The organism is Chryseobacterium sp. HNCC26DJ240, from assembly GCF_057180485.1.
On the sequence record NZ_JBXUGK010000006.1, the window covers coordinates 72385 to 96101 of the forward strand.

The 23717-nt window shown below is 35.2% G+C and carries 19 protein-coding genes; 13 read left to right on the plus strand and 6 right to left on the minus strand.

Annotated features, from left to right (window positions below):
• Nucleotide 1 precedes the first annotated feature (1 nt).
• The 8 genes from AC2A1G_RS12845 (at nucleotide 2) to AC2A1G_RS12880 (ending at nucleotide 8893) form a co-directional block, all read left to right on the plus strand.
• The gene (locus AC2A1G_RS12845; RefSeq protein ID WP_484047314.1) at nucleotides 2-973 is read left to right on the plus strand and encodes a FecCD family ABC transporter permease; all 972 of its coding nucleotides are present in this window, start codon (nucleotides 2-4) and stop codon (nucleotides 971-973) included.
• Between the two features lie 180 nt (nucleotides 974-1153).
• Entirely contained in the window at nucleotides 1154-1441 is a 288-nt protein-coding gene (locus tag AC2A1G_RS12850; protein WP_484047315.1) for a hypothetical protein, read from the plus strand.
• Between the two features lies 1 nt (nucleotide 1442).
• On the plus strand, nucleotides 1443-2366 hold the full coding sequence (locus AC2A1G_RS12855) for an ABC transporter ATP-binding protein (RefSeq protein WP_484047316.1): 924 nt from the start codon (nucleotides 1443-1445) through the stop codon (nucleotides 2364-2366).
• 165 nt (nucleotides 2367-2531) lie between these two features.
• Nucleotides 2532-2981: a MarR family winged helix-turn-helix transcriptional regulator gene (locus AC2A1G_RS12860; RefSeq protein ID WP_484047317.1), complete on the plus strand. Its 450-nt coding sequence runs from the start codon at nucleotides 2532-2534 to the stop codon at nucleotides 2979-2981.
• 44 nt (nucleotides 2982-3025) lie between these two features.
• Entirely contained in the window at nucleotides 3026-5419 is a 2394-nt protein-coding gene (locus AC2A1G_RS12865; protein ID WP_484047318.1) for a 3-hydroxyacyl-CoA dehydrogenase/enoyl-CoA hydratase family protein, read from the plus strand.
• An 85-nt stretch (nucleotides 5420-5504) separates the two neighbouring features.
• Nucleotides 5505-5858 (plus strand): four helix bundle protein, encoded by a 354-nt coding sequence (locus AC2A1G_RS12870; RefSeq protein ID WP_484047319.1) that lies wholly within the window; start codon nucleotides 5505-5507, stop codon nucleotides 5856-5858.
• A 49-nt stretch (nucleotides 5859-5907) separates the two neighbouring features.
• A complete protein-coding gene (locus AC2A1G_RS12875; RefSeq protein WP_484047320.1) occupies nucleotides 5908-7086 on the plus strand; it encodes a thiolase family protein in 1179 nt (392 codons plus the stop codon).
• A 16-nt stretch (nucleotides 7087-7102) separates the two neighbouring features.
• Nucleotides 7103-8893, plus strand: a complete 1791-nt coding sequence (locus AC2A1G_RS12880; protein ID WP_484047321.1) for an acyl-CoA dehydrogenase family protein — start codon at nucleotides 7103-7105, stop codon at nucleotides 8891-8893.
• A gap of 88 nt (nucleotides 8894-8981) precedes the next feature.
• On the opposite strand, the gene AC2A1G_RS12885 is transcribed toward AC2A1G_RS12880, so the two are convergent.
• Complete coding sequence (locus AC2A1G_RS12885; protein ID WP_484047322.1) at nucleotides 8982-9386, minus strand: DUF805 domain-containing protein; 405 nt, start codon at nucleotides 9384-9386, stop codon at nucleotides 8982-8984.
• A 155-nt stretch (nucleotides 9387-9541) separates the two neighbouring features.
• On the opposite strand from AC2A1G_RS12885, the gene AC2A1G_RS12890 reads away from it, so the two are divergent.
• Nucleotides 9542-9856: a hypothetical protein gene (locus AC2A1G_RS12890; protein WP_484047323.1), complete on the plus strand. Its 315-nt coding sequence runs from the start codon at nucleotides 9542-9544 to the stop codon at nucleotides 9854-9856.
• Between the two features lie 89 nt (nucleotides 9857-9945).
• The gene (locus tag AC2A1G_RS12895) at nucleotides 9946-10392 is read left to right on the plus strand and encodes a phosphohydrolase (RefSeq protein ID WP_484047324.1); all 447 of its coding nucleotides are present in this window, start codon (nucleotides 9946-9948) and stop codon (nucleotides 10390-10392) included.
• 72 nt (nucleotides 10393-10464) lie between these two features.
• Here AC2A1G_RS12895 and AC2A1G_RS12900 read toward each other — a convergent pair whose 3' ends face one another.
• The 3 genes from AC2A1G_RS12900 to AC2A1G_RS12910 form a co-directional block, all read right to left on the minus strand.
• Nucleotides 10465-11133: a YceI family protein gene (locus AC2A1G_RS12900; RefSeq protein WP_484047325.1), complete on the minus strand. Its 669-nt coding sequence runs from the start codon at nucleotides 11131-11133 to the stop codon at nucleotides 10465-10467.
• 267 nt (nucleotides 11134-11400) lie between these two features.
• Nucleotides 11401-16488, minus strand: coding sequence for a GEVED domain-containing protein (locus AC2A1G_RS12905; RefSeq protein ID WP_484047326.1), 5088 nt, complete (start codon nucleotides 16486-16488; stop codon nucleotides 11401-11403).
• Nucleotides 16394-16777, minus strand: a complete 384-nt coding sequence (locus AC2A1G_RS12910; protein ID WP_484047327.1) for a hypothetical protein — start codon at nucleotides 16775-16777, stop codon at nucleotides 16394-16396. Before AC2A1G_RS12910 ends, AC2A1G_RS12905 begins: the two co-directional genes overlap by 95 nt.
• Before the next feature lie 230 nt (nucleotides 16778-17007).
• On the opposite strand from AC2A1G_RS12910, the gene AC2A1G_RS12915 reads away from it, so the two are divergent.
• The 3 genes from AC2A1G_RS12915 to AC2A1G_RS12925 all read left to right on the plus strand — a co-directional run bounded on the left by AC2A1G_RS12915 (nucleotide 17008) and on the right by AC2A1G_RS12925 (nucleotide 21080).
• Nucleotides 17008-19131, plus strand: coding sequence for a Tex family protein (locus AC2A1G_RS12915; protein WP_484047328.1), 2124 nt, complete (start codon nucleotides 17008-17010; stop codon nucleotides 19129-19131).
• Nucleotides 19132-19138: 7 nt separating this feature from the next.
• On the plus strand, nucleotides 19139-19681 hold the full coding sequence (locus AC2A1G_RS12920) for an RDD family protein (protein ID WP_484047329.1): 543 nt from the start codon (nucleotides 19139-19141) through the stop codon (nucleotides 19679-19681).
• Between the two features lie 337 nt (nucleotides 19682-20018).
• A complete protein-coding gene (locus AC2A1G_RS12925) occupies nucleotides 20019-21080 on the plus strand; it encodes a 3-oxoacyl-ACP synthase III family protein (protein ID WP_484047330.1) in 1062 nt (353 codons plus the stop codon).
• 68 nt (nucleotides 21081-21148) lie between these two features.
• Here AC2A1G_RS12925 and AC2A1G_RS12930 read toward each other — a convergent pair whose 3' ends face one another.
• Nucleotides 21149-22291 (minus strand): hypothetical protein, encoded by a 1143-nt coding sequence (locus tag AC2A1G_RS12930; protein ID WP_484047331.1) that lies wholly within the window; start codon nucleotides 22289-22291, stop codon nucleotides 21149-21151.
• A 79-nt stretch (nucleotides 22292-22370) separates the two neighbouring features.
• Nucleotides 22371-23516 carry a hypothetical protein gene (locus AC2A1G_RS12935; RefSeq protein WP_484047332.1) on the minus strand — a complete coding sequence of 382 codons (1146 nt, stop codon included), beginning with the start codon at nucleotides 23514-23516 and terminating at the stop codon, nucleotides 22371-22373.
• Nucleotides 23517-23717: the final 201 nt, after the last annotated feature.

Below are 23717 nucleotides of genomic sequence, written 5' to 3' on the forward strand. Positions count from 1 at the left end.
AATGTCAAAAAAATTCAAAATCCTGTGTTCAATTTTAATTTTAGTAATAATCATTGTTTCTATTATTAATTTGAATACAGGATTTTTAAGTTTAAATTTTAGTGATTTCTTTGGAGAAACTAACAACAGTCAAATTGCCGAAATACGTGTTAATCGTGTTCTAGCAATGCTTTTGGCTGGAATTTCAATTCCTACTTCCGGTTTTCTGATGCAGGAATATTTCCAAAATCCACTTGCCGGACCAGATATTTTAGGAATCACATCGGTTGCGAGTTTGTCGGTCGCCTTTTACATATTCTTCTCAAACAATATTTTTCTTCCGGAATTCCTGCAAAACAGTTTTTTAAGCATGTCAGCAATTGTCGGAAGTTTACTTTTGATGCTCGTTTTACTGTCGATGTCCAATAAATTCCAAGATAAATCATATCTTATCATTTTCGGATTTTTAGTATCAGCATTTGCAGGAGCAATCGTTTCTTTATTACAATTCTATGCTGAAAATCAAAGCTTAAAAAACTACATTTTATGGTCTTTCGGAGCTAACAATATGGTTTCGAGAAATCAGATTTTTGTACTTACAATATTAGTAGCAATAGGGTTGTTTGTCTGTTTTAAAACTATAAAACCCTTAATCGGAAATTCTTTGGGAAGTTCTTATGCACAAAGTTTAGGAGTGAATTTAAATCATTTAAAGCTGCTCATTATTGTCACCTCTTCCCTGCTTTCAGCTTCTATTACAGCATTTTTAGGTCCCATTTTATTCATAGGAATTATCGTTCCTCACTTTTGCAGATTAATTTACAATCCCGCAAAATTATGGCAACAATGGATTTTAAATATGTTCTTAGGAATGCTGATCATGCTCATTTTTTCTATCGCCGCAGAGAAAACGCAAATTCCTCTAAATGTAATAAGCTCAGTTTTTGGAATTCCTGTAATTTTGATGATGTTGGTGAGGCAGAATAAAGTGTAAAAGTGAATTGTGAATGAGTCAATAGTGAATTTTTTTAAATCTCCTGCAGATTTTGCAGATGACGCAGATATTTCAATTTTTTTTTTAATTTAATGGACTATGAATACTTCCACTTTGTCTTTCCGTAGAATCTAAACTAATTTTACGGAGGTCTTTTTAGCATGATCAAATATTAAACAGATGAATGCCAGAATAACATATAAGAAATTAATTATTGCTAATATATTTTTGTTCGCATTAAGCGTGGCAATTCTGGAATATTCAAAACTGTTTAGAATGAGCTTAGATAAGCATTGGATTTACTCCTTCGGTCATAATTGGTGGTTTATGATTGGAATACCTGCAGCATTTTTGGGATCATTAATTTTAGGGATTTTAAGTTTAATTGATATTAAAGAATATAAATTTTTGTACTTTATTTTTAGTCTTATTCCACTTATTTTATTTATTATTCTAATTTCAGTATAAAATGCACCTACAAATCAACCAAGCCAACATAGGCTACGACAAAACCCTTATTTCAAATGCCAACGCATCTTTGAAACTTGGCGACGTTTGCCTTTTGATAGGAAATAACGGTGTAGGAAAAACCACCTTAATCAAATCAATTCTCCATCAAAATTCTTTGCTGGCTGGCGAAATTTTAATTAATGGCAAAAACATAAAAAATCTATCTGTAAAGGAAATTGCAGAAAATATAGCCATTGTTTTTTCTAAAGCGACTGTACCACAAAATTATACGGTGGAAGATTTGATTTCACTCGGAAAATATATTTATTATCCTTTCTATTTCGAATTGAAAAATGAAGACCGGGATGAAGTTTCTCAAATTATTGAAGAACTTGATTTGAACCAATACAAACATACTCCACTTAAAAACCTGTCGGATGGAAATCTTCAAAAAGCTTTTATAGGAAGAGCTTTAACGCAGAATTCCCCAATAATTATTCTCGATGAACCAACAACGCATTTAGACGAAAAAAATAAAATTATTATCCTACAAACGCTGAGAAAACTTGCCAAAGAACAGAATAAATTAATTCTTTTTTCTTCTCACGACTGGCGTTTAGCAAAAGAATTTGCTGATAAAATCTGGTATATTAAAAATCAACAACTTTTCTCTGGGATTGTTGAGGATGTACTACCGCAACATGCTGAATTAACCAATGCTTCACTTTTTCAGGTAAACGAAAATTTTGTGGCGCCCTCAATTGATTCGCCCGAAATTCAGAAAGAAATGTTGTATTCTTTACTTCAAAAAAACTTTAAAAAAGACCTTTCATCATTTCATTTTCAATTTAATGATTCAATTTGGGAGATTTCTTATAAGAATAAAACACATAAATGCGAATCCTTTGAAAATATCGTTAATTTAATCTCAAAGCTTCATTAATACACTCTTTTAATTATTTATTCTGCATACTATGCATGCATAGTATTATGCTAATCATACATTTTAATCATCTTAAAATCAGATTGTTAACAAATTTTAACAATCAATAATACTATGCATGCATAATATTTGCTACATTTGATAAAACCGATTACGAAAAATAATATGGAGAATAATAAAGACAAAACCGAAAACGTAGACCTCATTTTAAAACAGACCTGGTTGGCTGTTTCCAAAATGTATACGGAATTAGCACAGGAACATGATTCTACTGCAGTACAAGCTTTAACTTTATTAAAAATTGACCCTAAAGAAGGCACCAGAAGCACCAATTTAGGTCCCAAAATGGCAATTGAGCCTACTTCACTCACAAGAATCATCAAACTTTTGGAAGACAATGGATATATCTACAAAGAAAAAACCACTCAGGACAAACGTGAGGTAATTATCAAACTCACAGATAAAGGTTTGAATTCCAGAAACATGTCAAAAGAAGTTGTGGTAAACTTTAACAAAAAGGTTATGGAAAAAATTACTCCCGAAAAACTGGAAATTTTCAAAGAAGTGATGTCTGAAATTATGAAAATTTCTAATGATCTGAACAACAAAAAATAATCCATCGACAGGCTTAAGACAACAAAAAATAAAATAATAAAAATATGAACAGAAGAATCAAACATGTTACAGTTCTTGGTTCAGGAATTATGGGAAGCGGTATTGCGGCGCACTTTGCCAATATTGGTGTGCAGGTTTCACTTCTCGATATTGTTCCGTTTGAACTCAATGAAGCAGAACAGAAAAAAGGTTTGACCAAAGATGACAAAGCGGTAAGAAACAGAATCGCTTCTGAAAACTTTGAAAAACTGAAAAAAGCAAGTCCGGCTCTACTCTATTCTCCAAAATTCGCAGATAGAATCAAGGTTGGAAATTTTGATGATGATTTACCAAAAATAAAAAATACAGACTGGATTATTGAAGTTGTAGTTGAAAGACTTGACATCAAAAAATCAGTTTACGAAAAAATCGAACAGTTTAGAAAACCCGGGACTTTAGTTTCTTCAAACACTTCTGGAATTCCAATTAATATGTTGGTGGAAGGAAGAAGCAATGATTTTAAACATTATTTTGCAGGAACACACTTCTTTAATCCTGTAAGATATCTTCCTCTTTTAGAGATTATACCTACAACTGATACAGCTCCGGAAATCATTGATTTCTACATGAATTATGGAGCAAAATTCTTAGGTAAAACAACCGTTTTAGCAAAAGATACTCCAGCGTTTATTGCCAACAGAATTGGGGTTTTCTCAATGATGGATTTGCTTCACAATGTTCAGAAACTAGGTTTAACCGTTTCTGAAGTTGATAAATTAACAGGTCCAGTAATCGGTCGTCCAAAATCTGCAACGTTCAGAACTGCTGATGTTGTTGGTTTGGATACGTTGGTGATGGTTGCAAACGGCGTTCGTAACAGCGGTGCCGAAGCTAACAATTTCAATGACGTTTTTGCACTTCCAGGTTACATCCAGAAAATGGTTGATAATAAGTGGCTAGGTTCAAAAACTGAGCAAGGTTTCTACAAAAAAGTGAAGAATGCAGAAGGGAAATCTGAAATTCACGGATTAAATCTTGATACATTAGAATACGAACTTCAAGGAAAATCTTCTTTCCCGACTTTAGAATTAACTAAAAATATTGACAAACCAATTGACAGATTCAAAGTCTTAATTGGTGGAAAAGATAAAGCCGGAGAACTTTACAGAAAATCTTTAGGTGCATTATTCGCTTATGTTTCGCATAAAGTTCCTGAAATTTCTGATGAAGTTTACAAAATCGATGATGCGATGAGAGCTGGTTTTGGTTGGGAAAATGGTCCATTTGAAATCTGGGATGCCGTTGGTGTTCAAAAAGGTATTGAATTGGCTAAGGATGCAGGATACGAAGTTTCAGACTGGGTAAAAAATGTAGAGACTTTCTACAAAGTCAATGAGGAGGGTCAAAGTATTTATGTGGATAAAAATTCAGGAGAATACAACAAAATTCCGGGTCAGGATTCTTTCATTATTTTAGATAATATCAGAAAAAACAAAACGCTTTGGAGTAATTCGGGAGCTTCGATTGAAGATCTTGGAGATGGAATTATCAACTTTGAAATCCGTTCTAAAATGAACTCTCTTGGAGGCGAAGTTTTAGATGGATTAAACAGAGCCATCGATTTAGCTGAAAAAGAATATGATGGCTTAGTTATCGGAAATCAAGGCACAAACTTCTCTGTTGGAGCCAATTTAGCCATGATTTTAATGATGGCAATCGAACAGGATTGGGATGATTTGAATATGGCGATTGCTTATTTCCAAAAATCAATGATGAGAGTTCGTTACTCTTCTATTCCTGTGGTTGTCGCTCCTCACGGAATGACGCTTGGTGGTGGTTGCGAAATGACCATGCACGCCGACAGAGTTGTCGCAGCAGCAGAAACTTACATCGGATTAGTTGAAACCGGAGTTGGAGTAATTCCTGGTGGTGGTGGAACAAAAGAGTTGACATTGAGAACTTCTAGAGAGTTCCACAATGATGATGTTAAAAACAACAGACTTCGTGAAGCTTTCATGAATATCGCGATGGGTAAAGTAGCAACTTCTGCTTATGAAGCTTACGACATGGGAATACTTGAAAAAGGAAAAGATATCGTTGCTGTTGATAAAAGAACACAGATTAAAACAGCAAAAATGTTGGCAATAAGTTTAGCCGAACATGGTTATACTCAACCAATCGAACAAAAAGTAAAAGTTTTGGGTAAAGATGCATTGGGAATGTTTTATGTTGGAACTGACCAAATGTTGACAGGAAACTTCATCTCTGCACACGACAAGAAAATTGCAGATAAACTAGCCAACGTAATGGTCGGTGGAAATCTTTCCGAACCAACAATCGTAACTGAACAATATTTATTGAATCTTGAAAGAGAAACGTTCCTTCAGCTTTGTGGTGAAAGAAAAACATTGGAGAGAATTCAATATATGTTGCAAAACGGAAAGCCACTTAGAAATTAGACTTGAGACGGAGAGACTTGAGACTGTAAGACTTTTCAACTTTAGAATTAAAAACAGAATATAAACCTAATTAAATCTATTCATAATGCATAACATTAAAAAATTAAAAATCTGGAACGATTCAATTGATTTATGTGTTGATGTTTATCAAGCGTTAGCAAATATGCCAAACGATGAAAGATATGGACTTTCATCACAGATCAAAAGATCAGCCGTGTCAATTCCTTCCAACATTGCGGAAGGTGCAGGAAGAGATACAAATTCCCAATTTTCGCATTTTTTAAATATTGCATACGGGTCTTCTTATGAACTTCAAACACAATTAATTATTTCTGAAAGGTTACACTTTATTCCATCTGAAGTAAATGAATCTTTGTTGAATAAATTAAATGAAGTTCAAAAAATGGTTTATGTTTTTAAAGAAAATATTAATAAATAATTAGACGGCAAGAGTCTCAAATCTCTTGTCTAAAAATCTCTAATCTACAATGAAACAAGCATACATAGTAAAAGGATTTAGAACAGCGGTAGGAAAAGCGCCAAAAGGCTCCCTTCGTTTTACTCGTCCTGACGTAATGGCGGCTACAGTTATTGAAAAATTAATGGCTGAACTTCCGCAATTAGATAAAAACAGAATCGATGATCTTATCGTAGGAAACGCAATGCCGGAGGCTGAACAAGGCTTGAACGTTGCCCGTTTGATCTCTTTAATGGGATTAAATACTGACAAAGTTCCCGGAGTTACTGTAAACAGATATTGTGCATCAGGAAGTGAGGCGATTGCGATTGCTTCTGCAAAAATTCAGGCAGGAATGGCTGATTGTATTATCGCAGGAGGTACAGAATCAATGTCTTACATTCCAATGGGAGGTTACAAACCGGTTCCTGAAACGGAAATTGCAAAGACAAATCCTGATTATTATTGGGGAATGGGTTACACTGCCGAAGAGGTTGCAAAACAATATAATATTACAAGAGAAGAGCAAGATCAGTTCGCTTTTGAATCTCATATGAAAGCTTTAAAAGCCAATCAGGAAGGTAAATTTGCCAACCAGATTGTTTCAATTCCTGTTGAATATAATTTCCTTGATGAAAACCAGAAAATGCAGACTAAAAAGTTTGATTTTTCTGTAGATGAAGGTCCAAGAGCAGATACTTCACTGGCTGGTTTGACTAAACTAAGACCTGTATTTAAAAACGGAGGAAGTGTAACTGCCGGAAACTCTTCTCAAATGAGTGACGGAGCAGCTTTCGTAATCGTAATGAGCGAAGAAATGGTAAAAGAATTAGGCCTTGAACCAGAAGCAAGATTAGTTGCTTACGCAGCTGCAGGTCTTGAGCCAAGAATCATGGGAATGGGACCAATTTATGCAATTCCAAAAGCTTTGAAACAGGCAGGTTTAGAATTAAAAGATATTGATTTAATCGAATTAAATGAAGCGTTCGCATCACAATCTGTTGCTATCAAAAAAGAATTAGATTTAAATCCTGATATCTTAAATGTAAACGGAGGCGCCATCGCTTTGGGTCACCCACTGGGATGTACAGGAACAAAATTAACCGTTCAACTTCTTGACGAAATGAGAAAACGCGGAAACAAATATGGAATGGTTTCTATGTGCGTTGGAACGGGTCAAGGTGCAGCTTCAATCTTTGAATTATTATAATTAAAAAACAAAAACAATGAGTGATACACTTAATAAAACATTAAAAGGCGGTGAGTTTCTAATTAAAGAAATTACTACTAATGAAATATTTTCTTTGGAAGAACTTTCTGAAGAACAAAAAATGCTTCGCGATTCTGCGAAAGAATTTATAGATAGAGAAGTAATTCCGCACCACGATCGTTTTGAGAAAAAAGATTATGCATTAACGGAAGAAACAATGCGCAAATTAGGTGAAATGGGATTGTTGGGAATTACCGTTCCTGAAGAATACGGCGGTCTTGGAATGGGATTCGTGAGCACAATGTTAGCTTGCGACTATGTTTCAGGAGGAAACGGTTCATTAGCAACAGCTTATGGAGCACATACCGGAATTGGCACATTGCCTACTCTTCTTTACGGAAGCGAAGAATTGAAAAAGAAATATCTTCCGGATTTAGCGACTGGAACAAAATTCGGAGCTTATTGTTTGACTGAACCGGATGCTGGTTCTGATGCAAACTCAGGAAAGACAAGAGCAAAATTGTCTGAAGACGGAAAACATTACATCATCAACGGACAAAAAATGTGGATTTCCAATGCAGGTTTTGCAGATACTTTCACGTTGTTTGCTAAAATTGATGATGATAAAAACATCACAGGTTTCGTAATCAACCGTTCAGAGCTTGAAAATCCTGAAAGTTTGACTTTTGGTGAGGAAGAGCATAAACTAGGTATTCGTTCGTCTTCTACACGTCAGGTTTTCTTCAATGATATGAAGGTTCCTGTAGAAAATATGTTGGGTGAAAGAAACAATGGTTTCAAAATCGCTTTGAATGCATTAAATGTTGGTAGAATCAAGTTAGCAGCAGCAAACCTTGATGGACAAAGAAGAATCTTGAACCACTCTATTCAGTATTCAAACGAGAGAAAACAGTTTGGAGTTTCTATCTCAACTTTCGGAGCGATCAGAAAGAAAATTGCTGAAATGTCAACAGGAGTTTTCGTAAGTGAAGCTGGTTCTTACCGTTTAGCAAAAAATGTTGAAGATAAAATTGCAGAATTAGTTGCTGGAGGAATGGATCATCAACAAGCTGAATTAAAAGGTGTTGAAGAATTCGCTGTAGAAGCTTCTATTCTTAAAGTTTTCGTATCAGATCTTACTCAAAATACAGCTGATGAAGGAATCCAAATCTATGGTGGAATGGGATTCTCAGAAGATACGCCAATGGAAGCTGCATGGAGAGATGCAAGAATTGGAAGAATCTATGAAGGAACCAATGAAATTAACAGACTTCTTGCGGTTGGAATGTTGATTAAGAGAGCGATGAAAGGTGAATTAGATTTACTTTCTCCTGCCATGGCAATCAGCAAAGAATTAATGGGAATTCCATCATTCGAAGTTCCGGATTATTCTGAATTGATGAGTGAAGAAAAAGCAATTATTTCTAATCTTAAGAAAGTTTTCTTAATGGTTTCTGGAGCTGCTCTTCAAAAATATATGATGAATATTGAGAAACAGCAACATTTATTATTAAATGCTTCTGAAATTCTTAACCAGATCTACATGGCTGAATCTGCAGTTTTAAGAGCTGAAAAACACTTCTCTGCTGATTCTGTGGAAGCTGCAATGGCTCAGTTAAACCTTTACAAAGCGGTTGAAAAAATTATCACTTCTGCAAAAGAAGGCATTGTTTCTTTTGCGGAAGGTGATGAGCAACGAATGATGCTTTCTGGCTTGAGAAGATTTACAAAATATACAAATCATCCGAATGTAGTAGCTTTGACTGAGAAAGTTGCAGCACATTTTATTGAAAAAGGACATTATTAAAAACCGAACCTTGAAGGTTTCGTTCCTTTATAAACACAAAAAACGCTTCAGAATCCTGAAGCGTTTTTATTTGTAATCGGTGAAAAAATTAAATTCCTTTTTGTCCGATTTCGTTGATTTCGTTAAAGTTTTCTTTAGGATTTACACCGTATTCGTTTGTGCCAGGAGTTCCATCCGTTGCCATTAAGACAATCAGCCAAATACCTCCAATAATAGGAATTAAACCAATTAAAATGAACCATCCGCTCTTGCCAACATCATGTAATCTTCTTACTGCAACTGCTAATCCAGGAATTAAAACAGCCAAGGAATAAAGAAGATAAATAAAACCGTAAGGAAGCTGTTCATTAAATTTAAGTCCCAGCATACTATCCAAAATTGCAGCTACAGCTAAAAAAATCATATTGAACAAGAAATACATCCAGTATTCTGTTCTTCTTGCTCTACCGTTAAAATCAGCGTACTGTTTTAACACTTTTAAATACCATTTCATCGTTTATTATTTTAATGTTAGTTCCAAAAATATAAAAATTATACTAAACTTTTCAGAAAAATAAATTAATTTTCTCCTTGTAAAGAATTAAATTTAACTTTAACAGAAAACCGTGGTCTAACCTAACATATACTTCACTTTAAAAATTTTAAATTATGAAAATTGCTGTACTTTTTACACTTTTAGCTTCATCTTTATATTTTGCGCAGGAAAAAAGAGAAAGAATATTTATCCCAAAACAGGATTCTGTTCTACGGTTTAAAACTGAAGCCAACATTTTTCCACAAGACAGTTTGATTGCCAGAGACAGTATCAAGTATTCAGTTCTCGTAAAAAAACCTGAAGATTCTCTGTATCTAAGTTTAGTAAAGAAAATTCCAAGCGCAAACACTGTTAAAATTCTCAATTCCGGTAAAAGAGAAAATTTAATTGTAAAACTTGAAGAGCCAAAACTGGAAACTAAAAAATAAGTTTTAAAGTAAATTTAATATTTTTCATCTCTTCAAATTAGAAGAATAGCTTTTCATTTTTTATTTTTGCAGTCTACTTTATAAAAACCATGACTAAAGAAGAACTACTGCATAAAGCTATAAAAATAGCCGATAAGGCTCATAAAGGACAAAAAGATAAATACCACGCTCCCTACATTGCACACGTGATGCGTGTAATGGAGTACGGAAAAACAATGGATGAAAAAATCGTTGGTGTATTGCACGACGTTGTAGAAGATCATCCTGAAGAATTCAGTTTTGAATATCTGAGAGAGGAAGGTTTCCCTGAATATATTTTATTTGCAATTAATTGCCTTACAAAATATGATCCCGATGAAAATTATGATGATTTTGTAAAACGCACCGAAAGATCACCACTCGCTGTTGCCGTAAAACTGAACGATCTTCGTGATAATATGGATTTGAGACGTGTAAATAGGGAATTAACCCCAAAAGACATTCACCGTTTTAATAAATACTTGAAAGCGTATCGATATCTTTCAGAGAAATATTAAACATTGATTTATAATAAAACCAAAGGCTCATTTCTAAGAAATGAGCCTTAACTTTTATCTAATTTTAAAAAATTATTTTGCAGCTTTTACATCTACAGAAATTTCGATGTCTTTGCTGATCATCCATTCTGCAGGATCTGTTTCGTCTGTACCGAATTTGATTCCCCAGTCTGCTCTGTTTACAGTAAATTTAGCCTGAACAGCCGCTGTACCTTCAGCTACATCTACTTTTGCAGGGAAAGATACGTTTACTGTTTTACCCAATAAAGTAAGATTGCCGCTTACTGTTTTGTTAGCTCCAGCTACAGCATCAGCTGGGGCAGTTGCCAAGTCAGCCACGCTTGTAATCTTGAAATCTGCAGTTGGGAATTTTGCAACGTCGAAGAAATCAGGGTTTTTCAAGTGACCTTCAAGATCAGCAGGTTTTTTGTCTTTTTCAGTAACTGAAGCTGGATCTACTTTCAAGGAAGCCATATCAATTACGAAGTTACCGGCAGTTAACTGTCCACCTTCAGTGCTCAATTCACCAGACTGGATAGATAAACCTCCCCATCTAGGTGCAAAACCTCCTTTGTGGAAAGCTTTCCATTCAACTTTAGAAGTTGCAACATCAGCTTTCAAAACATCACCTTTGCTTTCTGCTACGCTTTGTTCAGTTCCGGTTGTTGTAGATTTTTCTTTGTTACAAGATGCTGAGATTAAACCTACAGCTACCAATGCGATTACGCTTAGTTTTTTCATATTAAGTAATTATTTAAATGTTTTAGAAGTGATAAATATAGTACATATTGATTTATTTACCAATCTTTGATTTATTAATGGGGCAAAGATAGTGGGTTGCAAAACAAAAAATCATTAACATACATCAAGAAAAGTTAAATAATAAATAAAACTTGAGCACATAACAAATTTGGTTAAAGAAAATTTATATTATCAATTGCCAACCCTTCTTAAAAAAATAAGCTTCCATTTCTGAAAGCTTATTTTTTTATTTTAATGTAATAATTATCAATTTTCTTTGATGAATTTTTTCTGTACATTCCCTTTCTCGTCAACTATATCAATGATATAAAGTCCGCTGATAAGTACACTTACATCAATCTTATTATTCATGATAAATCCGCTGCTTACGAGTCTTCCTGAAGAACTGTAAATTTTGTAAGTTGCTTTTGCGCTGATGTTTTTCACATTCAATACAGTAGATACCGGATTTGGATAAATCATAATATCATTTTGATTGAGCGGATTAACGACAGGTTGTTTCACGATTCTTACCAAGTAATCCTCTACTTCTCCATCTGCAAAGTTGGTGCAGTTTACAGGTACTCCACCTTTCTGCATTGCTACTCTCATCACCACATATTTGTAATCGGTCATACTTACAAACGCATCATCAGGAATGGTAAACGCACCACTTATACTTGCCGTATTATTTGGTCCGTTTGAAAGGATTTTCTCATTTACATCAAAATATCCATTTCTGTTGAAATCTATCCAAACTGCGACTCCCGTAACGCCTGTTGAGGTTTTATCGATTTTGATGACATTACCCTGAGTCCCCTGCACAAGTACCAATTGTTTTCCATCTGAATTTGCCGTATAATAAGTATAAGGAGCACCTGTAGATTCATTTTCGAATGCTTCTCCCTGATATGGTGTAACGGTCACTTTATTTATATATTCTGTGGCAGCACTTCCTGATGACATATCGCAATACACAACTGTAGGTGTGGTAAAATAGTAAAGAGGCGTCAAGTTTCCTGGAGTTCCTGCACAAATATTTGCTACCTGCATTTCATACTTGGTTAATTCTAAAAGTCCTGTAATAGTGTAAGTATTTGTATTAACAGTAACATTCGTCCAGCTAGGAATACCTACTTTTCTATATCTTAAAAGATATGTTCCTGTAGCTCCCGTTCCTGTAAATGCATCCCAAACAACCTCTGCACTTGTTGGTGTCAATTGCGCAATAGTTAATCCTGGAGGTGGAACTTCACATAATCTATCAGTGGTAAACACTTGTGGATTAGACCATGGGTTGGTTGTTGTCTCCCCATTACAGATATTCGCAACCTGTACTTCATAAGTTACGTATGAACTTAAACCTGAAATCGTATAAGAATTGGCAGGAGGTTGTGGTAAATTTGCGACCGTAATTTCATTCCATATAGCAGTACCTTCTTCTCTCCATCTTAAAACATAAGAAGCACTTGGTACTAAAGGATTCCAGGTAACGAGAGCTGAATTTGCAGTAACGTTACTTATAACAACATTTGGAGGTGTAGGATCACATCTTGTGGTAAATGTTGTGATTGGGGTATAATTTCCCGGTCCACTTCCGCACACAGCAGCAATTCTCACTTCATAAGTCGTTGCCGGAGTCAATCCATTAATTTGATAAGGAGGATTTCCTGCAAGAGTCGAAAGATTCACAGTAGTCCAGGCTGACACAGGGTTTGTAACAGGTCTGTATTCTAAAATGAAAGAGTTATTATTTGCTGCTGGCACCCAATTTACAATTGCCGAATTATGTGTAATGGTATTAAAAGTTTGCGTTCCCGGTGTATTGTTGCTGCAAGGTCTTAATCTTACTGCGTAATCTTCCACTTCACCATTGATAGGATCAGTACACATTACCGGAGCACTTGTACGTCTCAAGGCAACTCTCATCGTCGTTGTGTAAGGTCCTGTGTAGACTCCTGTTGAAGGAACGTCGAAAGTAGCCGTAACTGGTGTTGTCGTACTTGCTCCTGAAATCATGATTCTTTCAGCGTTGGTAAATGTTCCGTCTCTATCCCAGTCAATCCATGCTGTTACTGCTTCAGAGTAAGTAGTTCCACCCCAATCTTTTGCAACCGAAAGTTGATTACCTGTAGATCCTATTTCAAGATTAATTAATGTAGCTGGTGTAGTGTAGCTTATATAATTATCTTGTAAAGAAGTATTGGTCATTACAGGGAAATTAATAGGGCTAACTGTTACATTTGAGATGTAGTCATTCGTTCCTGTACCAACCATATTGCAATAGGTTAATGACGGAGTAGTGAAATTAACCGAAGCTCCGAATGCTCCCCAAGTAGTTCCGCATTTTGCCTGAATTTGTACTTGGTATCCTGTCTGTTCTAAAAGGTTATTAATTGTGTAATAGCTTTGTCCAGCTGCTAATTCAACATAGCCAAGAGGCTGTAGCTGCCACGCTCCTGTTGTTCCCTGTCTCCATCTTATTCTGTATGAAGCATTTGCTGTAGGAGTCCATGAAACATAGGCTGTAGACGATGTCATATTAGAAACCGTCGGTACCGGTGCTACTGTACTACAAGGTTGCAGATCAATAAATCTCACGGCATAATCTTCAACTTCCCCATAGGTATTTCCTGAACATGCTCCTGCTGCGGAAGCATAAGACACCACCACTCTCATTCTGGTTGTATTAGAACCGTTGTAAGTAACTGCAGGAACATTGAAAGTTCCATTTACAGGTGATGTTGCATTGGATCCGCTGGTATAAATTAATTCATTGGTATCAAAACTACCGTTTCTGTCAAAATCAATCCAAACATTGGTATAATTTGCATATTGAGTTCCCGACCAGGTCTTCCCTACTGAAATAATATTATTTTGAGTATTTCTTGCAAGCGTAAGTTCTAAAGCAGGATTCCCAGAATAATCAGTGTACTGAGATTGCAGAGATGTATTGTTTAAAACAGTTCCAGCAACAGGATTTACAGTTACATTAGAAATCCATCCGTATAAAGCACTTGTATACTGTGCTCCATGAGGACACCAAGATACAGCAGGCGTTGTAAATTGTACTGGAGCAGCAAAATTCCCCTGAGTACCACCGCAAATATAAGCTACCCTAAATTCATACTGAATCTGCTCATTTAAACCAGTAAGCGTGTATGTACTTACCGTAGAATTTGGCGTAATTGTAATCCAAGGGATTGTTCCTACTTCTCTCCACTGAACAATGTAAGTTGCGCCCTGAGCAGGCATCCATGATAAAACAGCGCTTATAGGCGTAAGGTTTGTAGCTGTAAGATTTGTGGGAGCTATAGCAGTACAAGGTACAGGATCTATAAATCTGACTGCATAATCTTCAACTTCTCCGTATGTATTTCCAGAACATGCACCAGCCGCCGCTGCATAAGATACGACAACTCGCATTCTAGTGGCATTTGCACCATTGTAAGTGACCTGCGGAACATTAAAAGTTCCGGAGACAGGAGATGCATTACTGGATCCACTACTGTATATCAATTCACTTGTATCAAAAACTCCGTCTCTGTCGAAATCAATCCAAACATTAGTATAATTTGCATACTGAGTTCCAGACCAAGTTTTTGCAACTGAAATTAAATTATTCTGAGTTCCTCGTACTAAAGTAAGTTCCAAAGCAGGATTTGTAGCAAAATTGGTATACTGAGATTGCGTAGACGTATTATTGAGAAATGTAGACCCTACCGGACTTACAGTAACATTAGATATCCATCCATACAAAGCACTCGTATATTGTGCAGCATGAGGACACCATGAAACTCCAGTGGTTGTAAATGAAACCGGTGTAGAAAATGCTCCTGCAGGATTACTGTTACAAACTGTTGCTATCTCGACTTCATATTGTGTCACTTCTAAAAGCCCATCAATTAAGTAAGTATTTGTAAGTAGTGTTGTAAGGTTTACCGTCGTCCAAGTACCTCCGGGAAGAGATCTGTATCTTAACACATAAGTAGCTCCAAGAGTTGGCGTCCAGGAAACATTTGCTGAGGTTGCCGTAACATTACTCACCGATATATTTGTCGGTGGCGTAGCAACACATGGCGTTAAAGCCGTTCCCACCATCTGAATGATTGGAATTACACCATATCTGCTGGTTGCAGTAGGAGGAATTAAAGGATTCGGATTAGTAGTTGAGTTATAGTAAAGCATTCCCCTGTTTGTTCCTGCAGTATAACTTCCCCAATTAGCAGTACAGGAAGTTCCTGTAGAATTTTCATCCACAGCAAGTACAATATTGCTCGTTCCATCCCAAAGGAAAGGTGTACTTAGAGGGATATCAACCCATGTTCCTGCTGCCATAGCCGGTAAAGTTCCAGAGTAAACTTGGTTCATTGCATTTGTAGAAATCCAGCTTGTTGTGGTAGCAAAATCTGTTTGACTTGTATTTCCCATGTAAACAACCCATTGGTTATAGTTTGCCTGAGTTGCAGCAGTCGTAGAAACATAGAACTTTATGGACGTAATATAATTATTGGTTCCAACAGCTCCTGCAACCTCAGTTGCTGTATAAATCTGTTGGGAATAATTAAATCCTGAACAAGAATATACAGGCAAGAATGCGTGTGTTGCTGTTCCGCCTCCTATTTGCCCAGGGGTAAAAGGATCTCCGGCAACCCATAAAGATTTATCTGATGCTGAACAAACTGATCTCACCCACCAGTAATAAGCAGTTCCCGGAACCAAAGGGTTTATATTCGCAGAAGTTCCTGGCACAATTGTACCAACCGTTGCTGCAGTCGGCGGTGTATTTGTCGTACTGTAATAATATTCATAACCTCCGGCCGGTGCTGGCGCAGGTACTAAAGGTGCAGACCAGTTGATTATTCCTGAATTCGGAGTTATGTTTGAAGCTGGTAAAACTATAGGTTCAAAACATGTTGGTGCTTGTATTACCTGAACTTCATCCAAAAGAATATCATCATAAAAATATCCATCATCCAAAACATCTTTATCAACTGTAAATCTCAACTGTACTGTTGCTCCTACATAAGTTGAAGCAAGAGCGATTCCCACAGTTCTCCATTCGTCATCATTACTGTCGTCTGACCAAATCTGAACCCATCCATTTCCGTCATTTACTTCGACTTTCATTTTATTGTGTTCATAATTAGGCACAGTTCCAGTAAGTGAAGTCAGGTGATTTTTAAACCATTCAAATTTCACATAAGGGTTTGTAAGCCCTGTAAGATTAATCTGTGGAGTGATTAATTCTACATTATTTTCATCTTCGTATGGCGAGCTCGCATCTACCCAGGCAAATGTTCCTGCAGGTTTCCCCCCCGTTTCCGGTAGCGCCGTATCCTGCGGATCCTGCAAATTTCCATTTAACCATAGCACTGGTAGAAGTTGTTGTAGGATTTTGACTCGTCCAGCACGTCGGAAGTGCTCCCGTACTAAATGACTGTAAAAACGGAACGGGAACCGCATTACATGTTTGCGCCGAGACATTTCCCTGAAAACACAGGAGAAATCCCAGAATTAATAAAAGTCTGTTCATAAAGTTTTGGTTTGATGTTTTAGTAGAATGTCTTTGAAATTTCCAAAGGAAAGAAATATCTGTTCTAATAGTTTTGAAATAGATAGAATAAGTAGAGATCTTCTCCATAGGCGCTAAAAATTTTGTGATGGTTGACAAATATAGTTTTTTTATTTAAAACACAATATGATTATGATAATAAAAAACATATCTACTTTATATTAAAAAATCTATAATTAGTAATACTATTATTTATAATTGTTTTACTTTACATCAAATTTTAAAATTTGAAATAATCGTCTTTTCAAAGTTTAAACGTCTGAAAAAGTCAGTATTTTAGCCATTCATAAAAATCCTGTATGACTATCATCAATTTTATTCAGAAACAACTCAATATATCAGATAAAAGCATCAATGCTACTTTAAAATTATTATCAGAAGACTGCACTATTCCATTTATTTCCCGTTATAGAAAAGATGCTACAGGAAATTTAGATGAAATTCAGATTGAGCAGATTTCAAAATTGAATAAACAGTTTGATGACATTGTAAAACGAAAAGAAAGTATTTTAAAATCAATTGAAGAGCAAGATTCTCTATCACCTGAATTAAAACAGAGAATTGATGAAAGTTTTGATCTTCAGGAGCTTGAAGATTTGTACTTACCTTTCAAAAAACGAAGAAAAACCAAAGCTGATGCGGCAAAAGAAAAAGGACTTGAACCATTAGCCAAAATTATTATGAGCCAGAAAGCTCAGGATATTCATTTTTTGGCTTCAAAATATTTAAATGATCAGGTTTCTTCTGAAGATGAAGCTTTGCAAGGTGCAAGAGACATCATGGCAGAGTGGATCAATGAAAACATGTACGTCCGTAAAAATCTCCGCCGACTTTTTCAAAGAAAAGCGTTGATTACTTCAAAAGTGGTAAAAGCAAAAAAAGAGGAAGAAGGTGCTCAGAAATTTTCGCAGTATTTTGAGTGGGAAGAAAGTTTAAACAGAACGCCATCTCACAGACTTTTGGCTATGCTGCGGGCAGAAACAGAAGGTTTTGTAAAAACAAATATTGAAATAGATAAAGACGAAGCTTTAGATTTTATTGAAAATGCCATCATTAAATCTAAAAATGAAAGCTCAGAACAAATAGTTTTAGCTATAAAAGATTCTTACAAAAGACTTCTTGAACCTGCCATTTCAAACGAAACTTTGCAGGAAGCCAAGGAAAAAGCAGATAAAAAAGCAATTGAGATATTTTCTGAAAACCTAAGCCAACTTCTTCTCGCTCCACCTTTGGGTGAAAAACGAATTCTTGCAATTGATCCGGGTTACAAAAGCGGTTGTAAGGTTGTTTGCCTTGACGAAAAAGGTGATTTACTTCATAACGAAACTATTTATCCTCATGCACCACAAAATGAAAGCGGAATGGCGATGAAGAAAATCCGTTCTATGGTGAACGCCTACAACATTCAGGCAATTTCTATCGGAAACGGAACAGCAAGCCGTGAAACCGAATTTTTCATAAAAAAAATAGCATTTGATAAGCCTTTGCAGGTTTTTGTAGTTTCAGAAGCGGGAGCTTCGGTGTATTCTGCAAGTAAAATTGCAAGAGATGAATTTCCGAGTTTTGATGTGACAGTACGTGGGGCAGTTTCCATCGGTCGCCGACTTTCTGACCCTTTGGCTGAATTGGTGAAAATTGATGCAAAATCTATTGGTGTCGGACAATATCAACATGATGTAGACCAAACTCAGCTTAAAAACGAATTGGATTCTACTGTAATGAAATGCGTTAATTCTGTCGGAATTAATTTAAATACCGCAAGTAAATCTTTATTGAGCTACGTCTCCGGAATTGGTGAAAAAATGGCTGAAAATATTGTGAATTACCGTGCCGAAAACGGAGCTTTTGAAAACAGAAAGCAACTTAAGAAAGTTCCGAGACTTGGCGACAAAGCCTATCAGCAAGCCGCAGCTTTTATCAGAATTACCAACGGAGAAAATCCTTTAGATAATTCTGCGGTACATCCTGAAGCTTACGGAATTATCGAAAAAATGGCGAAAGATTTAGGTTTGAAAACAAATGATTTAATTGCCAATAGAGAAAAAATCTCTTTGATTCAGCCTGAAAAATATATTACCGAAGATATTGGAATTTTAGGAATAAAAGATATTATAAAAGAACTTGAAAAACCAGGCTTAGACCCAAGAAAAGCAGCAAAAGTTTTTGAATTTGATCCGAATGTCAAGAAAATCACAGATTTAAAAACAGGAATGATTCTTCCCGGAATCGTTAATAATATCACAGCTTTCGGATGTTTTGTGGATTTAGGAATTAAAGAAAGCGGGCTCGTTCATATCTCACAACTGAAAGACGGCTTTGTTTCTGATGTGAATGAGGTGGTGAAATTACATCAGCACGTTCAGGTGAAAATTACAGAAGTGGATGAAGCGAGAAAAAGAATTCAGCTGAGTATGATTTTATAGAAAATATATGAAAGTTTCAGAATTAAAAGAGAAAAAGCTGATTCACAGGCCAACTCAGAATTTTGACGTAGAAGGAAATCGTATTTACAGTGTTTTTGAATACGATTTGCCTTTTAAAACTGATTATGAAGGCAATGAAAAAGAAAGAATACTGGCAAAAATCATCGACGCAATTCCCGTTTTGCTGATTGCATTTTTTTTATTGAATCTTTCTCCTTTTTTGGCAATCCTACTTTCACTTCCGGCTGTTATTATTTTGGGAAGTATTTCTGAAGCCCTTTTTGGAACCACTTTAGGCAAGAAAATATTTAAAATAAAAGTGATTGATGACAATGGCAATTATCCTGGAATTTTAAGGTCTTTAGGAAGAAATATTCTGTGTCTTTCGGTTTTTTATATGATATTTTCAGATTTCATTCCTCCTTTAAATGAAATTTTGGGCATCAAGCATAAAGAAGCCAATTTCACAATGCACATGAATAACATTTTGTGTAAAACTTATATCATCAAAGTAAGCAAATTAAAAGAAATAAAATTGCTTCTGCAATAAAGCTTTGTCAGATTAAAATAATTTTCATACTAAAATTTAATAAATATTATATTTTTAATAACAAATTCTCTATGCTGAAAATAGCTTTTCAATAAAATTTAAGTTTTATTAATATATTGAAAAAAAACAGAGTTTTATAGTATAATTCATTTTTAATCGTTTACCTTTATCCTTAAAATTACGACTATATCAATATTTACTGATCTTTTTCGGAAGATTAGTATCAGAGATTTAAGCCAGAGCAAGTTTGTTTTTATCTATTTTTTTTATAAAACACAAGATAAAAATCTTATAAACTGCTCGTTATATATTAAGAATTAGAAATTTACATTTAGAAATGACCGGGAAAATTATCGGGGTGGGCAACTACATCCCTTCAGAGACAATTACCAATTTATTTTTTGACAAACATGTTTTTTTGAATGAGCATGGCATCACATTAAAAGAAGATAACGCATTAATTACCAGTAAACTAAAAAAAATCACAGGTATTGAGGAACGTAGATACGCCACAAGTGATCAGGTAACCTCAGATTTAGGTCTCATTGCTGCTCAGATGGCAATCGAAAACTCCGGAATAGATCCTGAAACTTTAGATTATATCATTTTTGCCCATAATTTTGGGGATGTACGTCACAATACCATTCAGTCGGATATGGTTCCCAGTCTGGCTTCAAGGGTAAAACATTTACTTCAGATAAAAAACAATTTCTGTGTTGCATACGATGTACTTTTCGGTTGCCCGGGTTGGATTGAGGGCGTGATTCAGGCCAATGCATTTGTAAAATCCGGCATGGCTAAAAGATGCCTTGTCATTGGCGCAGAAACACTTTCAAGAGTGGTTGACATCCACGACAGAGACAGCATGATCTATGCAGACGGTGCTGGTGCTGTAGTCATTGAAGCTAATGAAAGTGATGATTCCGGTATAAAATCTCATCTTTCCGCATCCTATACTTTAAACGAAAAAGATTATCTCTATTTTGGAAAATCTTACAATACCGAAAATTGTCAGGATACGAAATACATTAAAATGGACGGTAGAAAAATCTATGAATTTGCCCTGCTGAACGTTCCCGTTGCTATGAAAAAATGTGTAGATGACAGCGGTTTCTCTATTGATCAGCTCAATAAAATTATCATACATCAGGCTAACGAAAAAATGGATGAAGCAATTGTCAACCGTTTTTATGAACTCTATGGCGTTCCTACTCCACCCAACATTATGCCGATGGTCATCAGCAAGCTTGGAAACAGCAGTGTAGCCACTATCCCATCACTTCTTACGATGATTATGCAGGATGAGCTGGAATCTCACAAAATTGAAAAAGGCGATATCGTTCTTTTTGCATCTGTAGGTGCAGGAATGAACATCAATGCAATTGTTTATCAGTTTTAGCCTAATTTAAATTATAATCAACAAAAAAGTAGCTTGAAAATCAAGCTACTTTTCTATTTTATCTCAGATTATTTAAGATTCACAAACTCCTGCTCTTCCTCCGATAGTAAAACAGTGCTTTCAACGTCAGATTTTACTTCTACATTTTCCCAGATGTTTTTGCGGAAATCTACTTTGGGATTAAGACCTTTTTTATCGGCTTCAGAAAAACGGCTGAAAATCATTTCCCGAACCAATCTTTTGGTGTGCGATTTACTTTTTGAATACATTTTATAATTATCTGCCTCAAACCGTGCAAATGAAGGTAGATATTTCCCGTCTTTGTTGTAGAAATCAAATGTAAGCGTGGCATCGCCGTACTGCTGCATAAAAATCACCCTTTCTTTTGATATTTTTTGCTGCACTGGTATTTCCTCCATCAGATACGTTGCCTGATAATAAGTAATTACTTTCTGTAAAATGTTAAATCTGAATTTTCCTTCAATAGCGCCTCCATTCTTTAGCTTCACCTTGAATGAAATCAATTTTTCACCGTCTTCTTCGTACAGAATTTTACCAGAAAATTTAGACTTACCTCTTTTTAAATGGGTTAAAATTCTTTTCAATTCATAATTCAGAAAAATATCATCGGTATAAGGGTTGGTAAATTCATTGCTGTTTCCAAGAAAGATACTGTCTGAACTGTTTTTCTTAAGATACTTTACATTCTGAAGCTGCATCTGAATTTCATTATTAAAATTATACTGCATTCCTTCGTTGTATGCGTTGGTTCTGCTCCATAATTTAGCTTGAGAAACCACCATCAGATGAAGTTTATTATTATCAAAATTTTTCTGTTTAATAATGACATCGTAGAGCGAAGGCTTACTGTAATACCGTTTGCTGTAATTTTTTAAGACATCCTGGAAGATACTTTTAAAATCAACCGGAACAATTTTCACTTCCTTGATTTCATTGTAATGTCTTCTGAGTTTAATGACCGGCTTGAAGTTTTGAAATTTTTCTTTTTTAAAACCAAAGGCCGAAACTTCATAGTTTTTCTGATCCTGAGTTACAAGCGCAAAACCATCATCATTGGTATATAAAATCTGATTTTCTGCAATAATTCTTGCACCGGAAACCGCTTTGCCGTTTTCAGCATCCACTATTTTTATTTTTTGGCAGAAAACTAATGCTGACAGGCAGAAAAGTAAAGGGTACAAAAATTTCATAAAAGTAATTTTGTCAAATTATCCAAGCAAAAGTTACGACAAGCTGAAATAAATTCTGCAAATTTTAAACCTTTGAATATTAAAGTTCATTCACAAACGCCTGCTCTTCTTTAGAAAGCAAAATCGTAGATTGTTTGTCTTCTTTTGTAGGAATATTTTCCCAAAGACTTTTGCTGAAATCCACTTTGTTTTCAAGACCTTTTTTATCAGATTCTTTGAATGTATTGTAAACAGTTTCTGTAACAAATCTTCGCTCATCCTTCTTATCATCGTAGATTATGAAAAATTTGCTTCCATCAGTACGTTTCATCGCAGGAAGATAAGTTCCTTTTTTCTTATAAAAATCATATGTTGTTACTACATCGCCCAATTGATACTGAAATTCTTTACCCTCAGTATTTGTTCGGTTGTAAGGCGGAAAGCCGGCTTGCTGATAATTCATGCTGTAATAGGTGATTGCTTTATCTGCCTTGTTATATTTAAATTCTCCGTCAATAATAATCCCGTTTGCCGATTTTACTTTTACTTTAATTAACTGCTCATCACCTTCCTCAGCAATTAATTTACCCGAACTTTTAGAACCCTCCAGTTTCATATTGGCAAGAATCCTGTAGATTTCGTATGAGAAAAAGTAATTTCCCATATCAGAATGCTTGAATTCATCAGTAGAGATATTAAAAACTGTATCAGATTTAATTTCCTTTTTGAATTTCACATCATTAAGCTGCAATTGAAGAATGTCATCGTATCTTTTCTTCTCTCCGTCTTTGAAATTGTATGAATTGCTTCTACTCCACAATTTTGCTTCGGCAATGATCATAAAAAAGAGTTTATCATTGTTGAATCCTTTCGATTTATAGGTAATATCATAAACCGATGGTTTGCTGTAGTATCTTTTATGATAATTTCTTTCTAAATCATGAAATAATGCTTTCAGATCCACACTTACAATCTTTATTTCATCCAATACTTTAACAGTTGGCTTTAGCTTAACTGTATTTTTAAACGATGCCACTTTTTCTTTATTAAAACCCGCTGCGGAGACTTCAAAATTGGCAGAACTGCTTTCTACCGGCGCAAAACCGTCATCGTTGGTGTAAAGGATCTGATCATTGATAATAATTCGGGCATTAGAAATTGGTTTTCCGGTTTCAGCATCTGTAACTTGGAGCTTTTGAGCCTGAAAAAACACCGAAAGGAAAATTAAAAAAGAAAAATATTTCATACTAAAACTTTTGTAACTGTTTATATCAATAGACAAATATAAAATCAAAAAGGTTACAACTCAATATGAAATGATTTATTTTTTAATATTTATAATTCTTTAACGCTCCTGAAATAAAATACAGCATTTTACGATAATTTTAATGTTTAAAAATTTAAATTTAAAACATAAAAAAGCCGGACAATTGCCCGACTGTAATGA